This window comes from Paenibacillus tyrphae (assembly GCF_027925525.1).
In the GTDB taxonomy this organism is placed as follows: domain Bacteria; phylum Bacillota; class Bacilli; order Paenibacillales; family NBRC-103111; genus Paenibacillus_G; species Paenibacillus_G tyrfis_B.
In genome coordinates this window covers 112531-125053 of sequence record NZ_BSDJ01000017.1, presented here as the reverse complement: position 1 = coordinate 125053, position 12523 = coordinate 112531, and the positions used below count along the sequence as shown (strand labels likewise).

Annotated in this window: 11 protein-coding genes and 1 riboswitch; of the genes, 5 read left to right on the top strand and 6 right to left on the bottom strand. The window is 54.9% G+C overall.

Translation table 11 applies throughout. The annotated features are described in order from the left end of the window. Position 1: 1 nt before the first annotated feature. On the bottom strand, positions 2-1327 hold the full coding sequence (locus QMG93_RS20750; RefSeq protein ID WP_281939797.1) for a nucleobase:cation symporter-2 family protein: 1326 nt from the start codon (positions 1325-1327) through the stop codon (positions 2-4). A 50-nt stretch (positions 1328-1377) separates the two neighbouring features. Then, on the bottom strand, positions 1378-1977 hold the full coding sequence (locus tag QMG93_RS20745; RefSeq protein WP_281939753.1) for a xanthine phosphoribosyltransferase: 600 nt from the start codon (positions 1975-1977) through the stop codon (positions 1378-1380). 164 nt (positions 1978-2141) lie between these two features. Continuing rightward, positions 2142-2244: riboswitch (purine riboswitch) on the bottom strand. Positions 2245-3014: 770 nt separating this feature from the next. Between QMG93_RS20745 and QMG93_RS20740 the strand changes: the two genes are divergently transcribed. Then, positions 3015-3323 (top strand): CD3324 family protein, encoded by a 309-nt coding sequence (locus tag QMG93_RS20740; RefSeq protein ID WP_010499607.1) that lies wholly within the window; start codon positions 3015-3017, stop codon positions 3321-3323. Between the two features lie 177 nt (positions 3324-3500). On the opposite strand, the gene QMG93_RS20735 is transcribed toward QMG93_RS20740, so the two are convergent. Beyond that, positions 3501-3641 (bottom strand): N-acetylmuramoyl-L-alanine amidase, encoded by a 141-nt coding sequence (locus tag QMG93_RS20735; RefSeq protein WP_281939751.1) that lies wholly within the window; start codon positions 3639-3641, stop codon positions 3501-3503. Between the two features lie 211 nt (positions 3642-3852). Here QMG93_RS20735 and QMG93_RS20730 point away from each other — a divergent pair, with 211 nt between their 5' ends. Continuing rightward, positions 3853-4257, top strand: a complete 405-nt coding sequence (locus QMG93_RS20730; protein ID WP_281939795.1) for a gamma-glutamylcyclotransferase — start codon at positions 3853-3855, stop codon at positions 4255-4257. 12 nt (positions 4258-4269) lie between these two features. Here the strand turns inward: QMG93_RS20730 and QMG93_RS20725 are convergent, their stop codons facing one another. Then, positions 4270-4653, bottom strand: coding sequence for a hypothetical protein (locus tag QMG93_RS20725; protein ID WP_281939749.1), 384 nt, complete (start codon positions 4651-4653; stop codon positions 4270-4272). Between the two features lie 210 nt (positions 4654-4863). Here QMG93_RS20725 and QMG93_RS20720 point away from each other — a divergent pair, with 210 nt between their 5' ends. The 3 genes from QMG93_RS20720 (at position 4864) to QMG93_RS20710 (ending at position 8666) form a co-directional block, all read left to right on the top strand. Further along, positions 4864-5247: a response regulator gene (locus tag QMG93_RS20720; protein WP_281939747.1), complete on the top strand. Its 384-nt coding sequence runs from the start codon at positions 4864-4866 to the stop codon at positions 5245-5247. A 29-nt stretch (positions 5248-5276) separates the two neighbouring features. Next, positions 5277-6998, top strand: coding sequence for a diguanylate cyclase (locus tag QMG93_RS20715; protein ID WP_281939745.1), 1722 nt, complete (start codon positions 5277-5279; stop codon positions 6996-6998). A 120-nt stretch (positions 6999-7118) separates the two neighbouring features. Next, entirely contained in the window at positions 7119-8666 is a 1548-nt protein-coding gene (locus tag QMG93_RS20710) for a methyl-accepting chemotaxis protein (protein WP_281939743.1), read from the top strand. A 99-nt stretch (positions 8667-8765) separates the two neighbouring features. On the opposite strand, the gene QMG93_RS20705 is transcribed toward QMG93_RS20710, so the two are convergent. After that, positions 8766-9803, bottom strand: a complete 1038-nt coding sequence (locus QMG93_RS20705; protein WP_010499619.1) for a ribonucleotide-diphosphate reductase subunit beta — start codon at positions 9801-9803, stop codon at positions 8766-8768. A gap of 321 nt (positions 9804-10124) precedes the next feature. Next, positions 10125-12350 (bottom strand): ribonucleoside-diphosphate reductase subunit alpha, encoded by a 2226-nt coding sequence (locus QMG93_RS20700; protein ID WP_281939741.1) that lies wholly within the window; start codon positions 12348-12350, stop codon positions 10125-10127. Positions 12351-12523: the final 173 nt, after the last annotated feature.

Genomic DNA, 12523 nt, shown 5'->3' with positions numbered 1-12523 from the left:
ATTAGTTCGCGGCGCCTTGCGGCTGCGAAGCATCGGCAACCGACCGTTTCCGTCGAAGGTTGAACACCAGATTCAGCACGATCGCGGTGAAGCTGCCTGCGACAATACCGTTGCCGGTCAAAATTTGCACGGCTTGCGGCAGTTGGTTGAACAGCGTCGGAACGACCGTCACGCCGAGGCCCATGCCGACGGAGCAGGCGATGATCAGCAGGTTCTCATGGTTGTTCAGATCGACCTGCGAGCCGAGCATGCGGATTCCGGAAGAGACGACCATGCCGAACATGGCTACGGTCGCGCCGCCGAGCACGGGGGTCGGGATCAATGTCGTCAGCGCCGCGACTTTCGGGATCAGGCCAAGGACGATTAAGATGCCGCCTGCGGTCATGATCACGTCGCGCGTCCGGACGCCGCTCATTTGGATCAGCCCGACGTTCTGCGAGTAGGTCGTATACGGGAAGGCGTTGAACAAGCCGCCGAGGATGATCGCGAGACCTTCCGCGCGATAGCCGCGGGTCAAATCCTCGGAGCGGATGTCGCGGTCGCATATTTTGCCGAGCGCCAGAAAGACCCCGGTCGACTCCACCAGACTGACCGCAGCGACCAGAATCATCGTCAGCACGGAGGTGATTTCAAACGTCGGCATGCCGAAGTAGAACGGGTGCACCATATGAAACCAGGAAGCTTCATGGAACGGAGCGAAGCTGACTTTACCGAGCAGCGCCGCTACAAGCGTCCCGACAATCAACCCGAGCAGAATCGAGATCGCCCGCCAAAAGCCGGTGAAAAAGCGGTTCATGGCGATAATCAGCGCGAGCACACCGAACGAAAGCAGCAGGTTGACCGGCGCGCCGAAATTCGGGTTGCCGACCCCGCCGCCCATATCGTTCAGCGCCACGGGAATAAGCGTAAGGCCGATGATCGTGACGACCGAGCCGGTCACGACCGGAGGGAAGAAGCGGATCAGCTTGCCAAACAGTCCGGCGAAGATGACGACGAACAAGCCCGCGGCCAAAATGGCCCCGTAGACGGTCGAGATGCCGTGCTGGCTGCCGATGGCAATCATCGGGCCGACGGCCGTGAACGTACAGCCGAGCACGACCGGCAGGCCGATGCCGAAGAACCGGTTGCTCCAAACTTGAAGCAGGGTCGCGATACCGCAGGTTAACAGGTCGATCGAAACCAGGTAGGCGAGCTGCTCCGGCGACAGCTTCAGCGCGCTGCCGACAATCAGCGGCACGATGACGGCGCCGGCGTACATGGCGAGCACGTGCTGCAGGCCGAGCGAAAACCGCCGCATCGGCGGCTGGCTGGTTGTTTTGGCATTCATAGACACAGGAAGGATACCTCCGGGAATGGATTGTTGGGCACGGTTTTGATTTATACCGGATTCGTCTGCGGCTCAGGCTTGTCCGCGAACGTGACCCGTCCGTCCGCCAACGAAGCGACGGGCGCGAGCGACTCTACGCGATAGCCTGCATCCAGAAGCTTTCGGCCCCCGGGCTGAAAAGCCTTCTCGATCACGATGCCGATACCGGCTACCGTAGCGCCCGCTTTCTCGGCAATTCGGGCCAACCCGAACGCCGCTTCGCCATTGGCGAGGAAATCGTCGATCAGCAGCACCCGGTCGCCGGGCGACAAAAACTTTTTGGAGACCGATACTTCGCTTTCTTCCTGCTTGGTGAAGGAATACACCTTCTCCGTAAGCAGATCGTCCCGCAGCGTCAGCGACTTGCGCTTGCGTGCGAAAATGAGCGGCACGCCGAGCTGCAGCGCCGTCATGACGGCGGGAGCGATCCCGGACGATTCGATGGTCAGCACCTTCGTAATGTGCTCGCCGGCGAAACGGGCAGCAAATTCTTTGCCGATCTCCATCATGAGGGCAGGATCGACCTGATGGTTGAGAAACGAGTCGACCTTAAGAACCTGGTCTCCGAGCACGATTCCTTCCTGCTGCACTTTGTTTTTTAGCAGTTCCATTACTTTTTCCTCCCGAACGTTAACATGATCCTAAGCCCGATAAACACAAAAAGCCCGATTCGTCCGTTTCCACATAAGAAACGGGCAATCGAGCGATACGCAAAAGCAAGAAAAGGCGCAAAACGGTCGGCCGGGCTGCGAGCAGCGGCGGTCTTCCCTTCTGCGTCCGTATGTGTACCGCTCGTAGTCCTGCCGTTGCGGAGGCAGGGTAGAGACTCGCAGGCCGATTCATCCTGCAATTATACGAGCTTTTTTATATTCGTTTCCGGCGCTTTACTGTATGCCATTATATACGATGCGGGCGGTTTGCGCCAGTTCAAAAATACGGGAACCGGCGTTTTTCGGGCATAAGCTTCCGTGAGACGCAGCAGCGGACAGGATAAGGATAAAATCGTTATAAAAGTTTTCCACCTTGCGGCACGGCAGCCGATTATGAGTTAATAGGAGATGTAGCCGGCCAGCTGACGCTTAAGGAAAGGAGTGATCAGAAACAATGATTACGGTATCCGAGGTGGTCTTCGCGTAAGCGGAGACGCCAGTCAAGGGGGCCTTCGGGCCCCTTATATATTCGCGGATGGACAATACAAGAATCGATGGGTTATAATGTAAGAGAAATTCCGTGTCTTCAAAAAAATTCAGGTGAGAGGAGTGTCGTGCAATGGTAATGGTACTGGACACAATGAAAAAAGGAAAAGGGTTTGCTAACAAGTGAATAAGCATTTTTCTCCTTCACCGTCACCTGAACCGTCATTGAATGATACATGACATATAGAGGCATTCAGGCACGATATGGCGATCGTGTTTTTTTGTTGATAAGAATTTATAAGTTAATGCAACTTATAGCTTCGCGTCAACCTTGATAAACGCGCTTATCCTTAATGATGATAAGGACGGCGTAGACGTTTATCCTGAATTTCATGCCCCTAATGCTTGCGACGTCAGTTTTGCTTCGGCAAAACTCAGAGGAGGTGTAAAGATGAAAATGCTTATAACTTTCGGGGCTTTGGCCAACATGGCGCGAAAGGAGGCTTTCATCGGTGGGGTACAAGAATGGGAAGGATATTTTGCCGCCTAGTCTGCTCAAGCAACTGCAGGACTATATACAGGGCGAAATCATTTATATACCGAAAAAAGAACAAACCCGCGCAGGCTGGGGTGAGAACAACGGCACCCGGCAGTCGATTATGCGTCGGAATTTCGAGATTTTCAGGCTGTATGAGAACGGACATACGGTCACCGATCTGATCCGTCAGTTTCATCTGTCGGAGGACAGTATTCGGAAAATCATCGTGAAAACCCGCGGACTGAATTCGCGGCAGCAGGAAACGGCGTCCACCAGGCACTAGCCGAAAGGATAGCGAAAATAATCGCAAATGGAACAAGCCAGAAGTGGACGCTTTTGGCTTTTTTCTATTGTCTTGAGGCGGACGTAAACTCTTACGGGATATACCCCACCTCTATTTCTCTAAGATTTTCTACTCCTAGGGCTTCTCAACACTCTGACGCCGCTTCCTGCAGCGGCATCATTGTTCCGGCTGGCCGGAAGCTTTGCGCAGCTCGTTGGCCAACCGGTTAAACTCTTTATGCGCCTGCTCCGAGTCGGTGCAAAAATACGCCGCCGACAAAAAGCGAATGATCTTGTTCGCATCTTCGGGACTAAGCATGGCACACTCTCCCCTTTCCCCCACAGACTTGTCTTATGGACAATTTATGCCAGTCTGCTTTTTTCGGACACGGCACATTGTCAAAGATAGGGCAAATCACCCGCTTCCCCGAACTCGGCATATGGTATGATAGAAGAAAATGGTATTTACTCCAGCCGGCAACCGTCGCCAGGGAAGCAATTCGCAGGTTGGGTTGAAGGAGGGAACCGATCTGATCCGGGTTTTCGTCTATGGCACGCTGTTGGTCGGCGAGTCGAACCATCATGTGGTCGCGCCTTATGTGCTCTCGGTCCGGCCCGGACGGGTGCGCGGCGCATTGTTCGATGCGGGAGCGTATCCCGGACTCGTCCTGTCGGGCTGCGGTAGCGAGACGGACGTCGAAGGCGAATGGCTGGTCGTGACGCAGGAAGGTCTGAATCGGATGGACGAACTGGAGGAGTATTACGGGCCCGACGCGCGGAACGATTATGAACGCGTCTGGGTGCGCGACATCCGGCGGGAAGAGTGCGAGGGATGGATCTACTTGTGGAACGAGCCGCGGGGATATCCACGCATTAACGGCGGATCCTGGCGCGAATATGCCCGCAGGAAGCAAGAGCATGGCAGCATGCTTTGAAGCCTGTCTCAATCAGGCTCGTCTGGAATACGGTCTCCAATCCTCCCGTTCCGACTTCTTGACGATTTCCGTCATTCGCAGAACGACATGATGGGACTGTTCCTCGCCGATTGCGTTAATCAACTGCTCATAAGAAATATTGTCTTGAACCAAGCTTCGGGTGACCATGCTGTCTTTGTACCATGCTTCGGTGATGGCAAACGAGCCTTCTTTTTTCAGCCAAACCTCATGATAGTAATGCTCTTGTTCGCTTTTGGGCTGGAGTGTCAAATAAAACGCTTGCATCGGCATGCGCGGGTCAGACAAGCGCTGACTTACCAAGGACCCGGATGAAACGGGCTGGCCGAACGAAACGTACTTGGATACTTTTTTGATCAGATGGTCCACAGGATTCATGTTGTCCTTCCTTTCAGCTAGGAAAAAGTGCTCGAAAAAAGTAAAGTTTTCATCAAATTTTGTGATGTTTTTATCGTATCATAGTTCTTTTGGTTTACAAATGGTACTTTGGAACTATATACAATTGAAAAGTTCCCTGTAACCCTGCACAATCATCCGTGCTATAATGATCTCATAGAGCATGCACCATGAAGGAGCGTTCGACGGCTTATGGCACCTTATAAAATTTTATTGGCCGATGACGAAGCGGCCTTGCGGTTCTTACTAACGGAAACGTTGGCCGAGGAAGGATACGAGCTTACCGAAGCGGAGGATGGGGCGCAGGCGCTCGCCTATTTGCAGGAGCGGCCGTTCGACTTAATTATTCTGGACTATATGATGCCCGAACGCACCGGAGTGGAAGTTTGCGAATGGCTTCGCGGCCATACGAATCCGAATGCGGATACGCCGGTTATTCTTTTGACGGCCAAAGCGTTGGATAAGGACCGGGAACGTGCCAAGGCGGCGGGCGTTACGCAATATATCGTCAAACCGTTTAGTCCGCTGCAGCTGCTGGATACCGTGGAAGAGCTGATCCGGCGCGACGCGCGTTAACCGATAGAAATTTATACCGGAGACGGGAAGTGAAGGCTTTGCATCAAACACCCTCTGACGACCGGATGAAACGAGAGGCCCGGCTGCTGAAGGAAGGCCGGAAAAAATATATTCGCGAGCTGAATAAGCAGCTGCAGCAGCTGCGGCATTGGACTGAGGATGCGGAGCCGGAGGATACGTCCGAGACGGCCCGCCGGTTTTACCGTATCGTACATACGCTGAAAGGCAGCGCGCCGATGTTCGGTTTCACGCGCATCGGGGTATTGGCCGAGAAATTGGTCGGGCACTGGGAATGGTCGCAGGACGAGGAAGCTGTGGCGTCAGCGTCGGTTCGGGTACGGTTTCGGCAATGCTCGCAGGCTTCCCTTGCGTTGGTGCTCGAATTGGAATTGGAGATCGATACCATTGTACGCGAGCTGGAGCCGGATGAGCAGCAGGGACAGTTGCAGCGCACCCTGACGCCTCCGCAAGGCGAACGGCTGCTTGTGATCGACGATGACGATGTGCTGCGGGCTTATCTGGTCCGGCGTTTGAAGCTGGACGGCTACGAGGTGGATGAAGCCGCAGACGTCAGTTCGGCGCAGCGGCTCATCCGCGAGCGTTCGTACGACTTGATTTCGCTCGATCTCATGATGCATCCGGGCAGCGGCTACGAGCTGTTCGAATTTTTGAAGGAAGACCCGAATTTAAAGCTTGTGCCCCTGATCGTGCTGTCCGGGCGCAGCGACGTCTACGACAAGGTCCGCTGCTTCTATTTGGGCGCGGACGACTACGTGGTCAAGCCGTTTCAATACGAAGAGCTGGCCGCCCGTATCTACAGCCTGCTCAAGCGGACCAAGACGTTCGAGCAAATGGCATTCCGCGACCCGTTGACGGGAGTGTACAACCGGCGGTATTTCGATCACCAAATTCAAGTCGAGCTGCAGCGCGTCGCACGGTATCCCGGGACGATCTCGATGGTATTCATCGATATTGACCGGTTCAAGTCGATCAACGATACGTACGGGCATCCGATCGGGGATCTGGTCCTGCAGGGCCTCGCTTATCTGCTGCAGGCGAATCTGCGCGCTACGGATCTGATCGCCCGCTTCGGGGGCGAGGAATTCGTGGTGGTGCTGCCCGGCACGTCTGCGGCCGACGCCAAAAAGACGATCGAAGGCATTCTGAGGCAGACGCATCAAGGACCCGTGGCGCAAAACGAGGGCCAATCGTTTCACATTACGTTCTCGGCCGGCGTGTCGGAGTGGCAGCCCGACCTTACGCTGAGCGAATGGATCAGGCGGGCGGACGATGCGATGTACGAGGCCAAGCAAAGCGGCCGCAACCGGGTGATGCTGTATACCGGCGACGCTGCCGGTACCGAGACGGACGCGGCGGCGCGCAAGACGGTGCTGATTGCCGACGACGACAATATTTTGCGCTCGATTCTCATGGCGAAGCTCAAGCATCTGCCGATCGATTTCAAGGAGGCGGCCGATGGGGAAGAGGCTTATTTGGAGCTGCTCGGCAGCCCGGTCGATCTGTGTATTCTCGACGGCGTGATGCCGCGTCTCGACGGGTACGGCGTGCTCGAACGGATGAGGGAGCGCGGCACGCGGCCGCCCCATACGAAAGTGCTCGTTCTTTCCGGGCGCAGCCGGGAAGAGGACACGAGCCGGGGAATGCAGCTTGGAGCGAATGCGTATATGCATAAACCGTTTTCCATGGTTGAGCTGGAGCTCAAGGTGAAGGAATTGCTGGAATTAAGCTGAGACCGTGACGACGACTTGTCACGGTTTTTTCATTTTTTACTATAAAAAATAGGACTTACGACCGATATAATATGTGATAAAGAGTATAGCTTCGACCTTAGCGAATAGGATGTGAGCTTTTTGTTATCCACGAAGCCCGATGTGTTGGCGATTAAAAACCGGATGACCTTGCCGGTGACGTTCGGAACGTACTTGTTGGCCGTGTTTGCATGCGCTTTATTCCGATGGGTGCATGTCTTTAAATCCCAGCACGATTTGCTGGCTTACGAGGTACTGCTTAATGTGTTTTTGGGGGCTCCGCTGATTCTGCTAGTCGTCGCTGCGCTGTTATTTTGGCGGGGGCATCATCGTTACGTTCCGCTGTTCAATGCGCTGTCCATGACCTTCACGAGTATGGCGATGATCGTCGGATCGGGCGGGATGGTCGAATTTTATTTCTCAATCTTCATGGTTATCGCCCTGATGGCCTTTTATGAAGATACGAAGCTGATTTGGCTGATGACCGCTTTGTTTGCCCTGCAATACATCACCGCCTACTGGCTGTATTCGGAGCTTGTGTTCGGCAAGGACGGGTACGGCATCGAGATGCTGGCGATTCATGCCGTGTTCCTTCTGCTGACAGCAGGAACGACCGTATGGCAAATCACGAAGAAAAAGGTAACCGTGGCCTTGCTCGAAGCGGACAAGCAGGAGAAGCAGCAGCTGCTCGGCAACATTCTGAACAAGCTGACGGACAGCTCCGAGCAACTGGTCGATTACGTGGGACGGCTCAATGAGAACACCGAGCAGACACTGCTGGCGAACCGCCGGATCATGACCTCCATGGAAGGCATGGCATCGGGAACGGAAGAGCAGGCGCAGACTAGCAAAGACAGCGCACGTGCGATGGAAGAGATGTCGATCGGCATACAGCGCGTAGCCGAATCGTCGGCAACCGTTTCGGAGGCGTCGCTCGGCATGGTGGAAGAGGCGGAGAAAGGCAACGATACGATCGGCCATGCGGTATCGCAGCTCGGCGCTTTGAAAAGCTCCTCGACGGAAGTGTCTGCAGCTTTACAGCGGTTGGAGAAGCAGTCGGTCGAAATTGGAGAGATCGCTACGCTGATTTCCGGGGTAGCTTCCCAAACGAACCTGCTTGCGCTGAATGCAGCGATCGAAGCTGCCCGGGCAGGGGAGCACGGAGCGGGCTTTGCCGTAGTGGCGCGCGAGGTCCGGAAGCTCGCGGAGCAAGCCGAAGCGTCGGCGGGTCAAATCACGCAGCTGATCGAAGAGATTCAGCAGGCGACGGTATCCGCCGTATCGGTGATGCGCGCAAGCGCCGGTCAGGTGGATACGAGTCATACGGCGGTGAACGAAGCCGGGGACGTATTCCGGCTCATTGTCGACGAAGCGAAAAAAGTATGCGATCAAATCCAGGATATTTCAGCAGCTGCCCAGCAAATGTCGGCAGGATCGGAGCAGGTGACGGCCGCATTGAACGAGGTGGCGCGCATTTCCGACGACAGTGCGGCGGGAGCGAATCATGTGCTATCCTCGTCGCAGGAGCAGTTATCGGCGATGGAGTCGATCACCGCTTCGACGGAAGGGCTGACGCGGCTCGCAAAGGAGCTGGAGACGATCTGCCACGAATTGCAGACGGAACGGAAAAAGCATATGTCTTCTTTATAAGGCATATAGATTACACGAAAAAACATCCCGCTTCGCTGCCGTCAAGGCAAAGGAAGCGGGATGCTTTTGTTAATCAGGTAAGCGCTTTGGGGATCCGGCTTACAGGTCGTCCCAGTTCAGGTTGGACGATTTGCTGTAGTTGGTCACCTTTTGCTCGAAAAAGTCCGTTTTCATGCTGTTCATGTTGCTGAACGTCTCGACCCACTTCATCGGATGCTCGACGACTTCGGGGTACAAAATTTCCAGGCCCAGCTTGCGCAGGCGCTCGTTGGACAAATATTTGATGTATTGGTCGATGATATCGTTACTCAGGCCGTGAATGTTGTTGTTCGTGATGTATTGGCCCCATTCGATCTCGTGCTGGACGGCCGTCTTCATCATTTGGCGCAGGTCTTCAATCAGCTCGTCCGTGAACAGCTCCGGATTTTCCTTGCGGATTTCGCGGAAAATGTTCTGGAACAGCGCCAGATGCGTCAGTTCGTCGCGCTGAATGTACTTGATCTCCGAGACGGTGCCGAGCATCTTGCCTTGGCGTCCGAGCGCGTAGAAGAAGCTGAAGCCGCTGTAAAAATAAATGCCTTCGAGAATGTAGTTAGCCATGATGGTGCGCATCAGGTTTTCCGTGGAAGGCGTCTCGATGAACCGCTCGTACAGGTCGGTGATGAATCGATTGCGGCGCAGCAGATGCTTGTCCTCGCGCCATTGGTTATAGATGTCGTCACGCACTTCCGCCGAGCAGACGCTGTCAAGGATGTACGAATAGCTCTGGCTGTGCACGGCTTCCTGGAACGTCTGCACCGTCAGGCACAGGTTGACTTCCGGAGCGGTGATGTACTCGTTGATGTTCGGCAGGTTAGCCGTTTGCAGCGAATCGAGAAAGATCAGGAAGCTGATGATCTTGTCGTAGCTTTGGCGCTCTACGGGCGACAGGAATTTGTAGTCCTTCGCATCTTGCGCGAGCGGGATTTCCTCGGGAATCCAGAAGTTGTTCATCATCGTGCGGTACATCTTGGTTGCCCAGTCATATTTGACGTTGTTCAGCTCGATCAGGTTCGTCGTGTTGCCGCCGATCATGCGGCGCTTGCCCCAATCCCGGTCGCCGTGCTCGTTAAACAGCTTTTTCTTTTGAAGTTCCATTGGTTGGTCTACCCCCTAAAGTCGAATGACCCTCCTAAATCCTCCCTAGTAGGGAGGACCCCATGGGGCGCCGGCCCCCTGGACCCCGGAAAGGGTCGGTTGAGTGAAGTTGTGCAGATGAGAGACGGTTGATGGTTGATCGCTTTCGTACATAAGACTCTTTGCATTTGCAAAGAGTCTTATGTACACGCTTTACGTTTAGAGCGTTGGAGTTCATTGGGCGGCGCGCTTCGCTGCCGTCCGCGAACTCCGGGCTTTTTCGTTGGGGAGGGGGCGCTTATGCGCCCGGCCCTAACGGATTAGGATACAGAAAATCTTCATCTACGCGCTGCAGCTTACGCAATCCTCGACTTCGAGGCTTTTGTTGCGGCAGTAGTAGACGGTTTTCAGGCCGTGCTTCCAAGCGGCGATGTACATTTCCAGAAACTCGCGGGCGGACAGCTCCGGTGTGATGTACAGGTTGAACGATTGCGATTGGTCGATATGGCGCTGGCGGGCGCCGGCGGCGCGGATGCTCCAGTGCTGGTCGATCCGGTGCGCTTCCTTGTAGAACCACATCGTCTCCGGGTTCAGGTTCGGCGCGGTTTGCGGGATGACGGCGTTCTTCTTCTCTTCGACGAAAAACTTGTTGAAGATCGGGTCGATCCCGGCCGTTGAACCGGCGATAAGCGAGGTCGATGCCGTCGGCGCGATGGCGAACATCCAGCCGTTGCGGACGCCGTGTTTCGCGACTTGCTCTTTCAATTCGAGCCATTCCGGGCTGTTGTAGCCACGAGCTTCGAAGTATTCGCCGGTCTGCCATTCGCTGCCTTCGAATACAGGGTAGGCGCCTTTTTCTTTGGCGATTTCCATCGACGCTTTGATGGCGTAGTAGTTCATCCATTCGTACACTTCGTCGGCTTTCTGCACGTGCTCGTCGGATTCCCATTGAATTTTGAGCTGAGCCAGCATTTGATGGTAGCCGCTGGAGCCGAGGCCGACGGCGCGGTACTTTTTATTCGTAATTTCCGCTTGCGGAATCGGGTAGTAGTTCAGGTCGATGACATTGTCCATCATCCGCATTTGCGTCGTGACGACGCGCTCGATGTCTTCTTTCGTATAGACGCGGCCGAGGTTGGTGGACGACAGGTTGCAGACGACGAAATCGCCGCTTTTTACCTTTGTCGTAATGATGCCGTCCTCGTGCTCCGTCTGGATCATCTCGGTAGCGCTCATATTTTGGCAAATTTCGGTACACAGGTTCGAGCAGTAAATCATGCCTTTGTGCTTGTTCGGGTTAGCGCGGTTGACCGTATCGCGGAAGAACACGAACGGCGTGCCGGTTTCGAACGAGCTGGTAAGGACGCGCTTCATGATGTCGATGGCCGGAATTTCGTCCTTCGAAATTTTGTCGTCGTTCACGCAATCCCAGTAGCGGCTTTCGAATTCCTCGCCCCACGAATCCTCGATCGAGTAGCCCTTGATCTTGCGCACTTCGTGCGGATCGAACAAGTACCATGTGCCGCGCTCCTCGACTGTTTTCATGAACAGATCGGGGATGCAGACGCCCGGGAAAATGTCGTGAGCCTTCATCCGGTCGTCGCCGTTGTTCGTCTTGAGGTTCAGGAAGTCCAAAATATCCTTATGCCACACGTCTAGGTAGACGGCGACGGCTCCGGAACGGACGCCCAACTGGTCGACGGCGATGGCCGTATTGTTGTAGTTCTTGATCCAAGGCACGACGCCGCCGGCGACGCCCTTGAATCCGCGGATGTTGGAGCCGCGGCTGCGCACTTTGCCGACATAGATGCCCATGCCGCCGCCGTGCTTGGATACCTGCGCGAAGCTTTGGTCTACGTTGTAGATGCCCCACAGGTTGTCCGGCACCGTATCGATAAAACAGCTGGAGAGCTGGTGCAGCGGCTTGCGGGCATTCGCCAGCGTCGGCGTCGCTACCGTCATCTCCAGATTGCTGAGCACGTCGTAGAACTGCTTCGCCCAACGCAGTTTATCCGTTTCCTTCATGGCCAGGTGCATCGCAACGCCCATGAACAGCTCCTGCGGCAGCTCCAGCACTTCTTTGTCCAGTCCCTTGATCAAATAGCGGTCGGCGAGCGTTTTGAGGCCGATGTAGTTCAGCAGGTAATCGCGCTCCGGCTTGATGTAAGTGCCGAGCTCCTGGATTTCTTCCCGGCTGTAATGCTCCAGAATGTATTTGCCGTATAAGCCCATATCGGTCAAATAGGTGATCAGCGAATACAGATCGCCGTAGCCGAAATGGCCATACTTGCGGTTTAAGCGGGCTTCCTTATAAAGATCGTAGGAAAGCAGCTTGGCGGCGACGTACTGCCAGTTCGGCTGCTCGACGCTTGTTTTTTCCACGGCCACCTGAATGAGCAGGCGCTGGATTTCCTGGGTCGTAATTCCGTTGCGGAACAAGGGTAGCAGAGCGGTTTCCAACTCCAGCGGATCGCATTCCGGATAAGTTTCGCACGCGAAGTCGATGACTTTTTTCATTTTTGCGAACACGAGTTCTTCTTTCGTGCCGTCCCGTTTTACGATGATCATGCATTCAGCTCCTTTGGAATGTTCAAAGAAAAAAGCATGCCGCCGCCGTGCAGGCAGACGCATGCCGCTAACGCTTCGTGCGAAGCGTTAAATGTCTGGTAACGCGCAGGGTTCCCGCTTCTGAAGCGTCTTCCTGTCGTTCTGCCGGTTTGCCGTCGATCAGGCCTGACGAA

What these genes read in the sequence shown, in the direction of transcription:
- QMG93_RS20735 (WP_281939751.1), bottom strand. Translation starts at nt 3,641, where the DNA reads ATGCTTAGTCCCGAAGATGCGAACAAGATCATTCGCTTTTTGTCGGCG.
- QMG93_RS20750 (WP_281939797.1), bottom strand. Translation starts at nt 1,327, where the DNA reads ATGAATGCCAAAACAACCAGCCAGCCGCCGATGCGGCGGTTTTCGCTC.
- QMG93_RS20705 (WP_010499619.1), bottom strand. Translation starts at nt 9,803, where the DNA reads ATGGAACTTCAAAAGAAAAAGCTGTTTAACGAGCACGGCGACCGGGAT.
- QMG93_RS20720 (WP_281939747.1), top strand. Translation starts at nt 4,864, where the DNA reads ATGGCACCTTATAAAATTTTATTGGCCGATGACGAAGCGGCCTTGCGG.
- QMG93_RS20700 (WP_281939741.1), bottom strand. Translation starts at nt 12,350, where the DNA reads ATGATCATCGTAAAACGGGACGGCACGAAAGAAGAACTCGTGTTCGCA.
- QMG93_RS20725 (WP_281939749.1), bottom strand. Translation starts at nt 4,653, where the DNA reads ATGAATCCTGTGGACCATCTGATCAAAAAAGTATCCAAGTACGTTTCG.
- QMG93_RS20745 (WP_281939753.1), bottom strand. Translation starts at nt 1,977, where the DNA reads ATGGAACTGCTAAAAAACAAAGTGCAGCAGGAAGGAATCGTGCTCGGA.